General features: G+C 73.0%; 11 protein-coding genes. All 11 read left to right on the top strand.

The genetic code is table 11. The features are described 5' to 3' along the window. Positions 1-62: 62 nt before the first annotated feature. The 11 genes from AB0K00_RS27470 to AB0K00_RS27420 all read left to right on the top strand — a co-directional run bounded on the left by AB0K00_RS27470 (position 63) and on the right by AB0K00_RS27420 (position 16,528). The gene (locus tag AB0K00_RS27470) at positions 63-2,000 is read left to right on the top strand and encodes a glycine cleavage T C-terminal barrel domain-containing protein (protein ID WP_363525412.1); all 1,938 of its coding nucleotides are present in this window, start codon (positions 63-65) and stop codon (positions 1,998-2,000) included. Next, on the top strand, positions 1,990-2,517 hold the full coding sequence (locus AB0K00_RS27465; RefSeq protein ID WP_363525409.1) for a sarcosine oxidase subunit gamma family protein: 528 nt from the start codon (positions 1,990-1,992) through the stop codon (positions 2,515-2,517). Before AB0K00_RS27470 ends, AB0K00_RS27465 begins: the two co-directional genes overlap by 11 nt. Further along, positions 2,514-2,828 carry a bifunctional 3-phenylpropionate/cinnamic acid dioxygenase ferredoxin subunit gene (locus tag AB0K00_RS27460; protein ID WP_363525406.1) on the top strand — a complete coding sequence of 105 codons (315 nt, stop codon included), beginning with the start codon at positions 2,514-2,516 and terminating at the stop codon, positions 2,826-2,828. Before AB0K00_RS27465 ends, AB0K00_RS27460 begins: the two co-directional genes overlap by 4 nt. Beyond that, positions 2,825-4,006 (top strand): FAD-dependent oxidoreductase, encoded by a 1,182-nt coding sequence (locus AB0K00_RS27455; protein ID WP_363525403.1) that lies wholly within the window; start codon positions 2,825-2,827, stop codon positions 4,004-4,006. Before AB0K00_RS27460 ends, AB0K00_RS27455 begins: the two co-directional genes overlap by 4 nt. Beyond that, a complete protein-coding gene (locus tag AB0K00_RS27450) occupies positions 4,003-5,136 on the top strand; it encodes an aromatic ring-hydroxylating dioxygenase subunit alpha (protein ID WP_363525400.1) in 1,134 nt (377 codons plus the stop codon). Before AB0K00_RS27455 ends, AB0K00_RS27450 begins: the two co-directional genes overlap by 4 nt. Continuing rightward, complete coding sequence (betA, locus tag AB0K00_RS27445; protein ID WP_363525398.1) at positions 5,133-6,797, top strand: choline dehydrogenase; 1,665 nt, start codon at positions 5,133-5,135, stop codon at positions 6,795-6,797. The genes AB0K00_RS27450 and betA overlap by 4 nt, the downstream gene beginning before the upstream one ends. A 105-nt stretch (positions 6,798-6,902) precedes the next feature. Beyond that, positions 6,903-8,033, top strand: a complete 1,131-nt coding sequence (locus tag AB0K00_RS27440) for an ABC transporter substrate-binding protein (protein ID WP_363525395.1) — start codon at positions 6,903-6,905, stop codon at positions 8,031-8,033. 8 nt (positions 8,034-8,041) lie between these two features. Then, a complete protein-coding gene (locus AB0K00_RS27435) occupies positions 8,042-8,962 on the top strand; it encodes an ABC transporter permease subunit (RefSeq protein ID WP_363525392.1) in 921 nt (306 codons plus the stop codon). After that, complete coding sequence (locus AB0K00_RS27430) at positions 8,950-9,858, top strand: ABC transporter permease subunit (protein ID WP_363525390.1); 909 nt, start codon at positions 8,950-8,952, stop codon at positions 9,856-9,858. The genes AB0K00_RS27435 and AB0K00_RS27430 overlap by 13 nt, the downstream gene beginning before the upstream one ends. After that, complete coding sequence (locus AB0K00_RS27425; protein WP_363525387.1) at positions 9,855-10,910, top strand: ABC transporter ATP-binding protein; 1,056 nt, start codon at positions 9,855-9,857, stop codon at positions 10,908-10,910. The genes AB0K00_RS27430 and AB0K00_RS27425 overlap by 4 nt, the downstream gene beginning before the upstream one ends. A 314-nt stretch (positions 10,911-11,224) precedes the next feature. Further along, positions 11,225-16,528 carry a diguanylate cyclase gene (locus tag AB0K00_RS27420; RefSeq protein WP_363525384.1) on the top strand — a complete coding sequence of 1,768 codons (5,304 nt, stop codon included), beginning with the start codon at positions 11,225-11,227 and terminating at the stop codon, positions 16,526-16,528. The last annotated feature ends 62 nt before the right edge of the window (positions 16,529-16,590 follow it).

Raw genomic sequence — 16,590 nt, 5'->3', positions numbered from 1 at the left:
ACCGCCGTGCGCGCGCCGCATCTCGCCTGCTAATACTGCTACGACTACACGCGCACCGAACAGTGCTGGCGCCCGTAATGCGCGCCGGCGCGCACGGGCCGCTCATCGAGGCGCTGCGGGGCAGGGGAGTGCCGGTCTGGACCGGGCACGGCGTCACCGGCACGGACGGCGACGCGGGCGGCGTGCTCACCGCCGCACACGTGGCACCCATCGACGCGCACGGCTCGCCGTTCGGCCCGGCGCGGCGGATCGAGTGCGACCTGCTCGCGGTGTCCGGCGGCTGGAACCCCAACCTGCACCTGTACAGCCAGGCCGGCGGGCGCACCTCCTGGTCCGACGACGTGGCGGCGTTCGTGCCCGGCACGGCCGTTGACGGGCACCGCCCGGTCGGCGCGGCCAACGGCACGTTCGACCTCGCCGAGGCGATCGCCGAGGGCGAGGCCGCCGGCCACGAGACGCCGCGCCCGCGGGCGAGGCCGGTGGCGTCAGGTACCGGCCCGGCCACGCTGTGGCTGGTCGAGCCGGGACCCGGGCAGGAGGACCAGGTGTTCGTCGACGCGCACCGCGACGCGACCCTGCGTGACCTGCGCCGGGCTGTCGGCGCGGGGATGCGCTCCAGCGAGCACGTCAAGCGGTACACCACCATCGGCACCGGCGCCGACCAGGGCCGGACCTCGGGCGTGTCGGGAGCCGGCGTGCTGGCCGCGACCCTTGGCCGGCCGGTCGGCGAGCTCGGCACCACCACGTACCGGCCACCGGCCACGCCGATCTCGTTCGCGCTGCTCGCCGGCCGGGACCGCGGCCAGCTGCTCGACCCGGTGCGCCGTACCCCCATCCACGACTGGCACGAGGCCAACGGTGCGGTCTTCGAGGACGTCGGGCAATGGAAGCGCCCCTGGAGTTACCCGCGGCCCGGCGAGGACCTCGACGCCGCGGTGCTGCGCGAGTGCCGCGCCGCCCGCGAGGGCGTGGCGATGATGGACGTCAGCACGCTCGGGAAGATCGACCTGCAGGGCCCCGACGTCGGAGTACTGCTGGATCGGATCTACACCAACACGTTCTCCTCGCTCGCCGTCGGCCACTGCCGGTACGGCGTGATGTGCCGGCCGGACGGGATGATCTTCGACGACGGGGTGACCGCCCGGCTCACCGCGGACCGGTACCACCTGACCACCACCACCGGCAACGCGGCCGCGGTGCTCGACTGGCTCGACGAGTGGTTGCAGACCGAGTGGCCGGACCTGCGCGTGCACCCCACCTCGGTCACCGACCAGTGGGCGGCGGTGGCGGTCGTCGGGCCGCGCGCACGCGACGTCGTGCGGGTCCTCGCACCCGACCTCGACGTCTCGGCCGAGGCGTTCCCGTTCATGACGGTGCGGGAAGCGACGCTGCGGACCGCGGACGGTGGCCTCCCGGCGAGGATCTTCCGGATCAGCTTCACCGGCGAGCTCAGCTACGAGATCAACGTGCCGGCGTGGCACGGCCTCGCGCTGTGGGAGGCGGTGCACGCGGCCGGCGCGCCGCACGGCATCACCCCGTACGGCACCGAGGCGATGCACGTCCTGCGCGCTGAGAAGGGGTTCATCATCGTCGGGCAGGACACCGACGGCACCGTCACCCCGGCCGACGCGGGCCTCGGCTGGGCGGTGTCGAAGGCGAAGCACTTCATCGGCGAGCGTTCGTTCCAGCGCGCCGACACCGCCCGCGCCGGCCGCAAGCAGCTCGTCGGGCTGCTCCCGGCCGACCCGGACACCGTCATCGCCGAGGGCGCACAACTGGTGGCGGGCATACCGCCACCGATACCGGCGGCGATGCTCGGGCACGTTACCTCCAGCTACCGCAGCGCCGCGCTGGGCCGGTCGTTCGCGCTCGGCCTGCTCGCCGGCGGGCTCGACCGGCGCGGCGAGACCCTGTTCGCGGTGTCGGACGGGCAGGCCCATCCGGTCGTCGTGGTCGAGCCGGTGTTCTACGACAAGGAGGGCGCACGCCGTGACGGCTGACGTCCACAGTGGACTCCATCCGCGCCGCAGCCCGCTCGCGCATCTCGCGGGCGAACTGGCCGCGACCGGTAGCGCGGCGACGGTGCACCTGACGGAACTCGCATTCCTGCAACAGTTCGAGGTGCGCGGCGCCGTTCTCGCCGGGTCTGGCACCCTGCTGCGGCTCGGCCCGGACTGGCACCTGCTGGTCGGTGACCCCGGCGAGCCGCTGGAACCGTTGCCGCGCGACGAACACAGCTCCGTCGTGGATGTTTCCGCAGCGCGTACGGTGCTGCAACTCGCCGGACCGCGGGCGCGCGACGTGCTCGCCCACGGCTGCTCACTGGACCTGCACCCGGGAGCGTTCGTCGTCGGCGCGTGCGCGCAGACCAACCTGGCCAAGGCACAGATCGTGCTGCACCGGCCCGGACCGGACCGCTACCACGTGTTCGTGCGCGCCTCGTTCGCCGACTACCTGGCCCGCTGGCTGCTCGACGCGATGGTCGAATACGTGACGGCGGCGGGGGTACCGGCATGATCGCGGTGTGCGCCCTCGCAGCGCTGGCGCCCGGCGAGGCCCGGCGGCTCGACGTCGACCCGCCGATCGCGGTGTTCCGCACGGAGGACGGCGACGTGTACGCGATCGACGACACGTGCACCCACCAGGACGCGTCCCTCGCCGACGGCTGGCTGGAGGGGTGCGAGGTCGAGTGCCCGCTGCACGCCTCGCGGTTCGACCTGCGCACCGGCCAGGTCGACGCGCCGCCGGCGAAACGGCCGGTGCGCACCCACCGGGTCGACGTCGTCGAGGGCACCGTCTACGTGACACCGTCGGTGAGCGCGCCATGAAGCGCATCGTCATCGTCGGCGCCTCCCTGGCGGGCCTGAGCACCGCCCGCGCCCTGCGTGCGCACGGCTTCGACGGCGAGCTCGTGCTCGCCGGCGCCGAGGCGCACCGCCCCTACGACCGGCCGCCGCTGTCCAAGGAGTTCCTGGCCGGGCAGTACACCGAGCAGGACCTGACCCTGGAGGCCGGCGGCGAGGACCTTTCGGCGCGCTGGCTGCTCGGGCGGGCCGCGACCGGACTCGACCCGGCGTCGCGCACCGTCCGCCTCGACGACGGCGCCACGCTGCGCGCCGACGGCATCGTCCTGGCGACCGGCGCCGTCGCGCGCGAACTACCGGGCCACACCCGGACCGGGCGGCCGCCGGGCGTGCACACGCTGCGGACCCTGGAGGACGCCCGGGCATTGCGCGCCGACCTGGCCTCGGCGCGCCGCCTCGTCATCGTCGGTGCCGGCTTCATCGGCGCCGAGGTCGCCTCGACCGCCCACGCGATGGGCGTGGACGTCACCGTGGTGGAGGCGCTGCCGACCCCCCTCGCCGGCCCGCTCGGCGTCGCGATGGGCGCGGCGGTCGCGGCCCTGCACGCCGAGCACGGGACGACGCTGATCTGCGGCGCCGGCGTGGACCGCGTCACCGTCGGCGACGCCGGGCGCGTCGAGGGTGTGGGCCTGCGCGACGGCCGGCACCTACTCGCCGACGTGGTGGTCGTCGGCGTCGGCAGCCGCCCGGCGGTCGACTGGCTGGCCGGCTCCGGCCTGACCGTCGAGGGAGGCGTGCGCTGCGACGCACACGGCGCGACCGGCGCGCCCGGCATCGTGGCGGTCGGCGACTGCGCCAGCTGGTACGACCCGGACCTGGGCGTCCACCACCGCATCGAACACTGGACCTCGGCGCGCGAGCGGGCCAGGACGGCCGCGGCAACGCTGCTCGGCGCGGCACCACCCGCCCCGGCGCCCGCGTACTTCTGGTCCGACCAGTACGGCGCCCGCATCCAGTTCGCCGGGCACGCGCTCGTCGGCGACGACATCAGCATCGAGGACGGCGACGTGGCCGGCCGCAGCTTCCTGGCGGTGTACCGGCGCGCAGGACGCCCGGTCGCCGTCCTCGGCATGAACCGCACGCCGGCCTTCTCCCGTTGGCGACGCCGGCTCGCTGCCCCACTCCCCTTGGAGGCGCCGTGACCCTCAGCCTGCCACCCAGTCTCATCGCCACGCTGCCGGGCAACGCGTACACCGACCCGCAGGTGTTCGCCCAGGAGCAGGAGCGCATCTTCGAGGCGATATGGTTCTGCGCGGCCAGATCCGACGAGGTGGCCGCGCCGGGTGCGTTCCGGACCGTCCAGGTCGGTCGCGAGAGCATCCTGGTCACCCGGGCCCGCGACCAGTCCGTGCGGGCGTACTTCAACGTCTGCCGGCACCGTGGCGCCCGGCTGTGCACGGAGCCGAGCGGCACGGTGCAGCGGGCGTTCCGGTGCTACTACCATGCGTGGACCTACGACCTCGGCGGCCGGCTGATCGCGGCCCCGAACCTGACGAAGATGACCGACATCGACCGCGACGCCTACGGCCTGGTGCCGGTCCACGTCCGTGAATGGCTCGGATACGTGTGGCTGTGCCTCGCCGACGCGCCACCGTCGTTCGAGGAGCAGGTCATCGGCGCGGTGACCGAGCGCCTCGGCGACCCGGCCGCCATCGAGCGGTACGGCATCGAGCAGCTGGCCCTCGGCCGCCGGATCGTCTACGACGTCAAGGCGAACTGGAAGCTCATCGTCGAGAACTTCATGGAGTGCTACCACTGCGCGACCATCCACCCGGAACTGGTCGAGGTGCTCCCCGAGTTCGCCGACGGCTACGCGGCGCAGTACTTCGTCGGGCACGGCGCGCAGTTCGGCGCCGACATCGAGGGGTTCACGGTCGACGGCTCGCCCGGGCTGGACCGTATCCCGGGCATCGCGCCGGAGCAGGACCGCCGCTACTACGCGGCCACCATCCGGCCGCAGGTGTTCCTCAACCTGGTGCCCGACCACGTGATCCTGCACCGGATGTTCCCGCTGGCCGCCGACCACACGATCGTGGAATGCGACTGGCTGTACCTGCCCGACGTGGTGGGGTCCGGCAAGGACATCGAGCGCTCCGTCGAGCTGTTCCACCGCGTCAACCTGCAGGACTTCGAGGCATGCGAGCGGTGCCAGCCGGCGATGAGCTCCCGCATGTACGCGCGGGGCGGCGTGCTGGTCCCCAACGAGCATCACATCGGCGACTTCCACGCCTGGATCACGACGAAGGTCAGCACGAAGCCGGACGCGCGATGACCGACGTCGACTTCGTCATCGTGGGCGGCGGATCGGCCGGCAGCGTGCTGGCCAACCGGCTCTCCGCCGACCCCGCGCACCGGGTGCTGGTCCTGGAGGCCGGCCGGTCCGACTACCCGTGGGACGTGTTCGTCCACATGCCGGCGGCGCTGACGTTCCCGATCGGCAGCCGGTTCTACGACTGGCGGTACTCCTCGGAGCCGGAGCCGCGGCTGCACGGGCGCCGGATCTACCACGCCCGCGGCAAGGTACTCGGCGGATCGAGCAGCATCAACGGCATGATCTTCCAGCGCGGCAACCCGCTGGACTACGCGCGGTGGGCCGCCGCCCCGGGCATGGCCGCCTGGGACTACGCGCACTGCCTGCCCTACTTCCGGCGGCTCGAGACGTGCCTGGCCGCCGAGCCGGACGACGCGTTCCGGGGCCACGACGGCCCGCTGGTGCTGGAGCGCGGACCGGCCGGCAACCCGCTGTTCCAGGCCTTCTTCGCCGCCGCGCAGGAGGCCGGCTATCCGCTCACCGACGACGTCAACGGCTACCGGCAGGAAGGGTTCGCGCCGTTCGACCGCAACGTCCACCGTGGACGGCGGCTCTCGGCGGCGCGCGCCTACCTGCACCCGGTGATGCGCCGGCCGAACCTGCGGGTGCGGACGCGGGCGTTCGTGACGCGGGTGCTGTTCGAGGGCACCCGCGCCGTCGGCGTCGAGTACCGCCGCGGCGGCACGGTCCGGCAGGTCCGCGCCGGCGAGGTCATCCTCTGCGGCGGCGCCATCAACTCCCCGCAGCTGCTGCAGCTGTCCGGCGTCGGCAACGCCGCGGAGCTGGCCGCGCTGGGCATCGACGCGGTCGCGCACGTGCCGGGCGTCGGCGAGAACCTCCAGGACCACCTGGAGGTCTACATCCAGCACGCCTGCACTTCTCCCGTCTCGATGCAGCCGAACCTGCAACGGTGGCGCTACCCGTGGATCGGCTTCCGCTGGCTGTTCCTGCGTGCGGGCCCCGGCGCCACGAACCACTTCGAGGGCGGCGGGTTCGTCCGTGGCAACGAGGAGGTCGCCTACCCGAACCTCATGTTCCATTTCCTGCCGCTGGCGGTGCGCTACGACGGCTCCGCCCCGGCCGGCGGCCACGGCTACCAGGTGCACGTCGGCCCGATGTACTCCGACGCCGTGGGCTCGGTCAAGATCACGAGCACCGATCCGCGGGTGCCGCCGGCGCTGCGCTTCAACTATCTGTCCACCGAGAAGGACCGGCGGGAATGGGTCGAGGCGATCCGCGTGTCGCGGCACATCCTCGGACAGCCGGCGCTGCGCAGGTACGACGGGGGAGAGCTGTCGCCCGGCCCCGGCGTGCAGACCGACGAGCAGATCCTGGACTGGGTCGGCCGGGAGGCGGAGACGGCGCTGCACCCGTCGTGCTCGTGCCGGATGGGCACCGACGAGTCGGCGGTCGTCGACCCGTCGAGCCTGAGGGTGCACGGCGTCGACGGCCTGCGCGTGGTCGACGCCTCGGTCATGCCGTACGTCACCAACGGCAACATCTACGCACCGGTGATGATGCTCGCCGAGAAGAGCGCCGACCTCATCCTCGGTAACACCCCGCTCACGCCCGCCGAGGTCGAGTTCTACCAGCACAGGGTCACGGACAGGCCGCAATCATGATCGTCATCCACAGGCCATCCGATGGTTACCGATTGTCCCGCCCGGATGGGCAATGATCACGTCCGGCCGGGCGGCTCCATGCCCGGCCGCTTGAAGGAGGCTTCTATGCACACCCGATTTGCCCGCGCGGGCGCACTCGTGGCGACCTCGCTCCTGGCCATCTCCGTCGCTGCGTGTTCGCCGCCGGAGAAGGAGAGCCCGGCGTCGTCGAGCAACGCGGCGACGGCGGCCAGCGCCGCCGACCTGGGCGGAATGGACCAGCTCGTCGCGGCCGCGAAGAAGGAAGGCCAGCTCAACGTCATCGCGCTGCCGCCGGACTGGGCCAACTACGGCGAGATCATCAAGGCGTTCGAGGCAAAGTACGGCCTCAAGGTCAACTCCGCGCAGCCGGACGCCTCCAGCCAGGATGAGATCAACGCCGCGACCCGGCTGAAGGGCCAGGGCAACGCGCCGGACGTGTTCGACCTCGGTGGCGCCGTGGCGCTGGCGAACGTGGCGATGTTCGCCCCGTACAAGGTCGCCACCTGGGCCGAGGTGCCCGACGCGCTCAAGGAGGCCGGCGGCGCCTGGATCAACGACTACGGCGGCTACATGTCGATCGGCTACGACGCGGGCAAGGTGCCCGCGCCGGCCTCGGTCGCCGACCTGCTCAAGCCGGAGTTCAAGGGCAAGGTCGCACTCAACGGCGACCCGACGCAGGCCGGCGCCGCCTTCAGCGGTGTCGCCATGACGGCCCTGGGCAACGGCGGCTCCGCCGACGACATCGCCAAGGGCGTCGACTTCTTCGGCCAGCTCAAGAAGGCGGGCAACTTCCTGCCCGTCGACCCGACGCCGGCCACGATCGAGTCCGGTCAGACCCCGGTCGTCATCGACTGGGACTACCTCAACGTCGCGCAGGGCACGAAGCTCAAGGGCAAGCTCGACTGGAAGACGGTCGTGCCGGCCAACGCCGTGGTGGGCTCGTACTACGTGCAGGCCATCAGCAAGGACGCGCCGCACCCGGCCGCGGCCCGGCTGTGGCAGGAGTTCCTGTACTCCGACGCCGGCCAGAACCTCTGGCTGAAGGGCGGCGCGCGCCCCGTGCGCGCCGACGCGATGGACAAGGCAGGAACGCTGGACAAGTCGGCGTACGCGGCGCTGCCGCCCGTCACCGGTTCCCCGGTGTTCCTCACCGATGCGCAGACCCAGAAGGCCAAGGACTACCTGGCCGCCAACTGGGCCAAGACGGTCAGCTGACCGTCGGCATGAGCACCGTCCAACAACGCTCGGACCCCGCGGCGCCTGCGCCCGGGGTCCGAGCCCGCGGCCGGCGAGGCCTGCGCCGCGGCCTGGATCTGTTCGGCGTCGTGCCGTTCCTCGCGTTCGTCGCCGTGTTCCTCGCGATCCCCACCCTCGTCGTGGCGATCGGTGCGTTCGCCGGTGACGACAACCGCCCGACGCTGGACAACCTGGCAGCGCTGACCGACGGGTACATCGTCGACGCGTTCGTGCGCAGCATCGTGCTGTCGGCCGCCACCGCCCTGCTCGGTGCGGTGCTCGGCGCGCTGCTCGCCTACGCGCTCGTCACGGCGAAGCCGGGCGGGCTGCTGCGCCGCGTGGTCACCTCGGCCGCCGGGGTGCTGGCGCAGTTCGGCGGGGTCACCCTCGCCTTCGCCTTCATCGCCACGATCGGGCTCAGCGGCTTCGTCACGGTGTTCCTGCGCGACCATCTCGGCGCCGACATCTACGCCGGCGGCGTCTGGCTGTTCGAGCTGCCCGGCCTGATCCTCGTGTACACCTACTTCCAGATCCCGCTCATGGTCATCGTGTTCCTGCCGGCCCTGGACGGCATCCGTCCACAGTGGCGTGAGGCCACCGAGAGCCTGGGCGGCTCGACGTGGCAGTACTGGCGCCGGGTGGCGGTGCCGCTGCTGGCACCGGCGTTCCTCGGCTCGACCCTGCTGCTGTTCGCCAACGCGTTCTCGGCGTACGCCACCGCGGCGGCGCTGGTCAGCCAGGGCAACCCCATCGTGCCGCTGCAGATCCGAGGGACGATCACCAGCGAGGTGGTCCTCGGACGGGCCAACCTCGGCAAGGCGATGGCCCTGGGCATGATCGTGGTCGTCGCGATCGTGATGTGGCTCTACGCGCTGCTGCAACGGAGGACCTCGCGATGGCTGGGCTGACCCGGGTGGACGCTCCGGCCCGGCGCGGCGGCCTGCGCCGCCGTCGCGCCCGGCGGCAGCGGCTCTTCCGATGGGTCGTCGTCGGGCTGCTCGGGCTGTTCTTCGCGCTGCCGCTGCTGGCCATGCTGGAGTTCACCACCCGCGGCGCCGGAGGCAAGGTGTCGTTCGACACGTGGCGGCTGCTCGTCGACTGGCCGCGCCTGAGCGAGACCTACCCCGACCTGTCGGCCGGCATCACGACCTCATTCGGCCTCGCCCTGCTGACCACGGTGCTGATGCTGGTGCTCCTGGTCCCCACCGTGATCTGGGTGCGCCTGCGACTGCCCCGGCTGCGCCGCACGATCGAGTTCCTGTGCCTGCTGCCGCTGACCATCCCGGCGATCGTGCTGGTCGTCGGGCTGGCACCGGTGTACGCCTGGGTGACGTACTTCCTGGGCGGCTCGTCGCTGACGCTGACCTTCGCCTACACCGTCCTCGTGCTCCCGTACGCCTACCGGGCCATCGACGCCGGGCTGTCGGCGATCGACGTGCGCACGCTCGCTGAGGCGGCCCGTTCCCTCGGCGCGGGCTGGGCCACCGTGATCTGGCGGGTGGTGCTGCCCAACATCCAGTCCGCGGTGCTGTCCGCCGCGTTCCTGTCCGTCGCGCTGGTGCTCGGCGAGTTCACTCTCGCGTCCCTGCTCAGCCGCACCAACCTGCAGGTCGCGATCGAACTGCTCGGCAAGAGCAGCGCGACCATGTCGGTCGCGGTCTCCCTCGCCGCGCTGATCCTGGCCTTCGTGCTGCTGTTCCTGCTGTCATTCGCCGGCGCCGTCAGAGGCCGGCGACGCAACCGTTCAAAGGAGCCGACCGTGAGTACCAGCAGTGAGCCCGCCGCCCCAGTGGCGACGTCGTGAGCGGGGAGCGGAGCGTCGCGGTGCGGCTGGTCGGACTGCGCCGGCGGTTCGGCGGCGTGCAGGCGCTCGACGGACTCGACCTCGACCTCGTGCCGGGCGAACTGATCGCGCTGCTCGGACCGTCGGGCTGCGGCAAGACCACCGCGCTGCGGGTGCTGGCCGGGCTGGAGGACGCGGACTCCGGCTCGGTGCTGGTCGGCGGCAAGGACATCACGATGCTGCCGGCCAACCGGCGGGACATGGGCATGGTCTTCCAGGCGTACAGCCTCTTCCCGCACCTGACCGCGCTGCAGAACGTCGAGTTCGGCCTGCAGCTGCGCGGCCGACCGGCCGCCGAGCGCCGCCGCACCGCCGCCGAGATGCTGGAGCTGGTCGGCATCAGTACCCACGCCGACCGGTATCCGCATCAGCTGTCCGGCGGCCAGCAGCAGCGCGTGGCGCTGGCCCGCGCCCTGGCGATCCGCCCGCAGGTGCTGCTGCTCGACGAGCCGCTGTCAGCGCTCGACGCGAAGGTGCGCGTCCAGCTCCGCGACGAGATCCGCCGCATCCAGATCGAGGTCGGCACCACGACGCTGTTCGTCACCCACGACCAGGAGGAGGCGCTGGCGCTCGGTGACCGGGTCGGCGTCATGCGCGACGGCCGGCTGGAGCAACTGGCCCCGCCGGCCGAGGTGTACCAGCGACCCGCGTCCGCCTTCGTGGCCAACTTCGTCGGGTTGAGCAACCGCCTGCCGGGCCGCCTCTCCGCCGGCACCGTCGAGGTGCTCGGCGTCGCGCTGCCGCTGATCGATCCGGCCGCTGCGCCGGCCGACCGGTCCGCGCCGGTGACCGCGCTCGTGCGCCCCGAGTCCGTCGACGTGGTCGCCGATGCGGAGGGCACCGGCCGGATCCTCGCGGCGAGCTTCCTCGGACCCACGAGCCGGGTCACCGTCGCCATGCCGGGCGACGTGCTGGTCACCGCGCAGGTCTCCAGCGCCCGGCTGGCCGAGCTGACGCCGGGCGCGGCCGTGCGGCTCGACCTGCAGCCGGTGCCGGTGGCGCTCGCCGCCTGATCGGGCGGGTCCGCCTCGGCGCCCCGGTCCGCTCGGTGCTGCCGGTGTTCGTGGTGCACGGTGTGCGGCTGTGGCTGCCGGAGGTGCGCCCGATACGGGTGCAGTCGAAGTGGAGGTGTTGCGGGCTCGTCCGCGGGCAGGAACCGGCGGCCCGCACACCCCCTCCTGCATCGCCGCCACCCGCCCGGACGAGGGAGCTTCGCCGGCGCGAGGCGTTTCGGCTCAGATCGGGCTGAGGACTGCCGACAGGACAGAACGGCACCAGGGCACGCGAGGTGGCGCCGTACACCGGCGGCGGGGGCACGGAGGTGGCGATGGCCGGCAGCTCGACCCGAGCGGCGGCCGTCGACGGGCTGGAGATCCTCGATGAGATCGGTCGAGGCGCCCACGCGATCGTCTTCCGTGCCCGGCGCGACGGCGGTGACTATGCCCTCAAGATGCTGCGCAGTGACCTTCCCGGGCAGGAGGACGCGGCTGCGGCGATCCGTCGTGAGGCCGGCCTGCTGGCCTGCGTGGATGATCCCTGCGTCGGGCGGGTCTACGAGGTGGGTGCCGTCGACGGCATGCCCTACCTGGTCATGGAGTTGCTGGAGGGGCGCTCGCTGACGGAGATCCTGGACGCCGGTCCGCTGCCGGTGGCGCGGGCCATCCGGCTCGCCGTCGACCTGGCCGGCGCGCTCGCCGCGGCGCACCGGGTCGGGGTCGTGCACCGCGATGTCAAACCGCAGAACATCATGGTGGTCGCCGGTGATCAACCGAAGCTGGTCGACTTCGGGCTCGCGGTGCACAGCCAGCGCGCTGCGCAGGACGAGACCGCCGGCACGTTCGCGTACTCCGCGCCGGAGCAGACCGGCATGCTCAGTCGCACCGTCGACGGCCGCGCTGACCTGTATTCCCTGGGTGTGGTGCTCTTCGAGTGTCTCACCGGCACCCGCCCGTTCGACGCCGACGACCTCGGGGAGCTGATCCGGCTGCACGCAGTCGCGGTCCCGCCGGACGTGTCGACGCTGCGTTCGGGGGTACCGGTCGAGCTGGCCGCCGTGGTCGCCCGGCTGCTGGCGAAGGACCCCGACGACCGCTACCAGGACGGGGAGAGCCTCGCCCAGGATCTGCGCGCGTTGTCCGCGTCGCCGTTGGATGCCGGGGTGCCGGCCCGTTCGGCCCGCCGGCCACTCGTCGGCCGGCAGGCGGAGCTGGCGCGGCTGGAGTCGCGGTGGAAGCAGGCACGGCAGGGCCACGGTGGGGTGGTCCGGCTGACCGGCCGGTCGGGCAGCGGGAAGAGCCGGCTCGCCGGCGAGTTGACCGACCGGATCCGCGCCGCCGGTCATCCGGTGCTCGACCTCGTGTGTGTCGCGGGGGCGGCGCCACTGGCGCCGGTCCGGGCCGCACTGGACCGTCATGTCCGCGACCTGGACCGGCTCTCGACCGGCGACCGTGACGAGGCCGTCCAGCGGCTGCGGACGGCGGCGGGAGCGGGTGCGTCCATCCTGCAGCTGCTCTGCCCGGCGCTGGCCGAGGTGCTGCGGGCCCCGGCGCTCAACGACGAGGACCGTCAGGAACAGCTGGGGACGGCGGTCACCGCCTTCCTGGGCGACCTCGCGCGCGGCGAGGGTGGCCTGCTGCTGCACGTGGACAACGCGCAATGGCTCGACACCGGCACCGCGCGGCTGCTGCGTGAGCTGGCACCGGCTCTGCGGACCACGCCGCTGCTGGTGCTCACCGCGGAGCTGTCCGAGTCGGACGGCGTCGACGGTGCCGACGGCGTCGACGGCGCCGGGCTGCTCGCGGCGGCGTTCAGCGGCGGCGCCGCACCCGAGCTCCGGATCCGGCTGGGGCCCTTGGACGAGCCGCAGGTCGCCGAGCTCGCCTCCGGCCAGCTCGGCGGTGCCGCCGTGGACGCGCAGCTCGGCAGGCAGTTGACCGTGCGCAGCGACGGCAACCCGTTCGCCGTCCTGGAGTACCTGCGCGCGATGCTCGACGCGTGCGTCATCCGGCCGTACTGGGGTAGCTGGCTGCTCGACGAACGGGCCCTCGACCGGCTTGCGTTGCCCGCCGACGTGCTGGACCTGATCGTCGCCCGGGTCGAGACGCTGCCCGGGGCGAGCCGCCGGCTTCTGGTCGCCGCCGCCGTGGTGGGCGGGCCGTTCCGCGCCGAGTTGCTCGCCGAGGTCTGCGGGGTCGGCGTGGCCGAGGCGGTGACCGCGGTCGAGGAGGCGCTCGCCCTGGGCATCCTGGAGCGCGACACCGGCACGAGCGGCCCGGCGCCGCCGCGGGTCGGCGCCTACGCCTTCCTGCACGTGCGGGTCTGCGAGGCGATCCTCGCCGATGAGCGTCCGGCGACGATCCGTGCACTGCACCAGCGCGTCGCGGTGGCGCTCGATCACGGGGAGCCGGCCGGGCCGGCGCAGGCGTACCTGATCGCAGCGCATTACGCCGACGGCGAGCGCGACGAGCGGCCGGAGCAGATGTATCGGGCGTGCCTCGCCGCCGCCCGCACGGCGATGCATGAGCAGGCGCCCGGCCGGGCCCTGGACTATCTCGACCTTGCCGGTGACGCGGCCCGGCGTGGTGGCTTCCCGCTCGACAGTACGTATCACCGGACGGTCGGCCTGGCCCAGCTGCGGGTCGGCCGGCTCGGCGCGGCACGGCTGAGCCTGGAGGCGGCGTGCGCGGGTGAGCCCGACCCGGTCCGCCGGGCCGAATTGCTCGGCCTCGTCGCCGAGGCGCAACAGCATGACTTCGCGGCGGCGGATGCGGTCAGCACCGTCCGGCGAGCCCTGGCCGAAGCGGGACACCGCCTGCCCACCAACCCGCTGCTGCTGATCGTGTCCACGATCTGGCTGCTGCTGGCGGGGCTCGTGGCCGGGCGCCGCCTGCGACGAGATCCGGCGGCCGCGGCCACAGGGGCGGATCGGGACCGCTTCCAGACCCAGGCGGCGCTGCTCAGCACCGGCGCGATCTCCGCGGGCGTGGGCATGAGGAAGCTGCTCTTCCTCTGCCTGCACTTCCGCTCGTCGTACGCGGTGAACCGGCTCGGTCCCGGGCCGGAGTACGTCCGGCTGCAGGCCGGCTATGGGATGTTCGCCAGCTACGGCGGTCCGCGCCGGCTGGCCCGGCGCTGCTTCGACCGGGCGGACGCGGTGGCGCGGACCACCGGCGACCCGGGGCTCATCGCACACGTGGCGTGGACCGAGGCCATGACCGTCGACGGGGTCCACCAGATCGGAGCGACCTCCGGCGCGGCGCTCCGCACGGTGATGCAGGAGCACGGCCGTTGGCTGGACCTCGGCCAGTATCAGTTCGCCGTGGCCTGCCTCGGCGCGATCCTGATGTTCCGGGGGTACGCCGCAGAGGCGGCGACCTGGTACGAACGGGCAAGGGCCCGGATGGACTCGGCTGTGGCGATGCCCGGCAACCCGGTCGCGACGCTCGGCGTCCTGGTCGCGGCCTGCGCCGGACAGCACGACCTGACCGAGGAGCGGCTCGCGGAGCTGCGCGCCTGTGTCGCGGCGGCGCGCGACGACCCGTCGCAACGCATCAACATGCTCCTGGCGGCCGCACACGCCGCCGTGCGGCTCACCGGCCCCGGCACGGACTTCCAGGCCGTCGCCGACGAGGTCCGGCGGTGCAGGCTGACCCCGCGGCAGGTGTGGGTCACCCAACGCCAGCTGTGGCTGGACCTGGCGCGCGGTCAACTGGCGGCGCTGCGGGCGGCGACGCCGGAGCAGCGACCACACCGCATGGCGGCGGCCCGGCAGGCGTTGCGGGCACTCAACCGGGCCGCCAGCGGGCCGGCCCTGCGCGCCTACTGCCACGCCGCCCACGCGGAGTATCTGCGGCTCACCGGCGATGGGCAGGGCGCCCTGCGCCGGCTCGCCCGTGCCGACCTGCTCGGCCAGCCGCTCGACCTGCCGCTGCTCGGCTGCGAGGTCGCCACCATCCGGGCACGCACCATGCACCTGCTGGGCCACCGGGCCGAGGGCGACCGGCAGGCCGAGCAGGCGCTGCGCCTGGCCGTGCGGCACGGCCTGGAGCAGCACGCCCGCGACCTGCGAGCCGAGTTCCGCTTCGTCGAGGCCGGCAGCTCCGGCCAGGTCAACCGGACCACCCGGATCGGCCGGTCCAACGGCCCGCTCGTCGGGATGACCGAGCGGCGGTTGGCGGCGCTGCAGCAGATCAGCGTCGCCGCGGCGACCGTCCTCGACCCGGACCAGGTCGCCCGGGTCGCGCTCGACGAGACGATCGGCATCTTCGCCGCGGAGCGCGCGATCCTCTTCGTGCCCGACACCGGCACCGACACCGGCCAGCTCGTTCCCAGCCTGGGCCGCAGCGCACACCGTACCGACCTCGACGAGCTCACCGGCTACGGCTCGACCTTCGTCGAGCAGGTGCGGCAGAGCGGCGAGGCGGTCGTCATCACCAGCGGCGAGCAGGGAGTGGCACTCGGTTCGCAGAGCGTCGTCGCGCACAAGCTGCGCAGCGTCATGGTGGCGCCGCTGCAGTTGCAGGGTGAGCTGCTCGGCGCCGTCTACCTGGACAGCCGGGTGGCGAAGGGGGTGTTCACCGCCGACGACGTCGACATCCTCACCACGATCACCAACCAGATCGCCGCGTCGATGGTGACCGCGCAGGCGGCTCAGCTGGAGGTGACCGTCCGCGCGGCCGAGCGCCGCAGCGACCTGGCAGACGTTATGCGAACCTCGATGGCCGAGGTCAGCAAGACGCTCGACCCTGACACGGTGACGGTCCGGCTGCTCGCCACCCTGGTCCGGGCGATCGGTGCGGACCTCGGCGCGATCCTGCACGACGACGGCTCATTGCGCAGTACCGACGGCCAGGACGCGACCGCCGTCACCCCACCTGCGTTGGCCGGCCTGCTGGACACGATCGACTCACCCCGCTTCGGTGTGGTGGACGGCCCCGACGCGCCGGTCGTCGCCCTGCTGCCGGCGGCGCGGGCCTGGCTGGCGATCCCGTTGACCAGCCGGGAACGGCGGGTCGGCCTGCTGCTGCTGGTCTCCGCCGCCGACCGGTACGACGACGGGCAGCTCCGCGTCGCGAACGCCCTCGCCGAGCAGGGCATGGTCGCCTACGACAACGCGGTGCTGTACCGCCAGGTGCAGCGGCTGGCCAGCACCGACCCACTGACCGGCCTGCACAACCGGCGGACGTTCTTCGAGCTGAGCGCGGCGCGGTTCACCGCGGCCGTCCGCGGCGACGAGCCGACCGCGGCGATCATGGTGGACATCGATCACTTCAAGCGGGTCAACGACGCCCACGGCCACGCCGTCGGCGACGATGTCATCAAGGGGGTCGCCACGCGCCTGCACGGCGTGCTGCGCCACGACGACCTGCTGGGCCGCTACGGCGGCGAGGAGTTCGTGCTGCTGCTGCCGGGGACGACCGCGGCCGACGCGGCGCACCTCGCCGAGCGGCTCCGGCGCACCGTCACGGACACGCCGATCCCGACCCGGACCGGCCAGCTCGAGGTCACGGTCAGCGTCGGCGCCACACAGTTGCAGGCCACCGACAGCATCGTCGAGGACGCGCTCGCCCGGGCCGACGCGGCGCTCTACCGGGCGAAGCAGGGCGGCCGGAACCAGGTCGTCGTCGGCTGACGCCCGGCCGGCTCCCCGAGCCCTGCGAAATTCACTTGACCCGGCCAAGGGTCAGCCCTGCA

The organism is Dactylosporangium sp. NPDC049525, from assembly GCF_040676755.1.
Classification (GTDB): domain Bacteria; phylum Actinomycetota; class Actinomycetes; order Mycobacteriales; family Micromonosporaceae; genus Dactylosporangium.
The sequence above is the reverse complement of the archived record's forward strand: the minus strand, read 5'-3'. Positions and strand labels throughout refer to the sequence as shown.

What these genes read in the sequence shown, in the direction of transcription:
- betA (WP_363525398.1), top strand. Translation starts at nt 5,133, where the DNA reads ATGACCGACGTCGACTTCGTCATCGTGGGCGGCGGATCGGCCGGCAGC.
- AB0K00_RS27430 (WP_363525390.1), top strand. Translation starts at nt 8,950, where the DNA reads ATGGCTGGGCTGACCCGGGTGGACGCTCCGGCCCGGCGCGGCGGCCTG.
- AB0K00_RS27435 (WP_363525392.1), top strand. Translation starts at nt 8,042, where the DNA reads ATGAGCACCGTCCAACAACGCTCGGACCCCGCGGCGCCTGCGCCCGGG.
- AB0K00_RS27455 (WP_363525403.1), top strand. Translation starts at nt 2,825, where the DNA reads ATGAAGCGCATCGTCATCGTCGGCGCCTCCCTGGCGGGCCTGAGCACC.
- AB0K00_RS27460 (WP_363525406.1), top strand. Translation starts at nt 2,514, where the DNA reads ATGATCGCGGTGTGCGCCCTCGCAGCGCTGGCGCCCGGCGAGGCCCGG.
- AB0K00_RS27420 (WP_363525384.1), top strand. Translation starts at nt 11,225, where the DNA reads ATGGCCGGCAGCTCGACCCGAGCGGCGGCCGTCGACGGGCTGGAGATC.
- AB0K00_RS27440 (WP_363525395.1), top strand. Translation starts at nt 6,903, where the DNA reads ATGCACACCCGATTTGCCCGCGCGGGCGCACTCGTGGCGACCTCGCTC.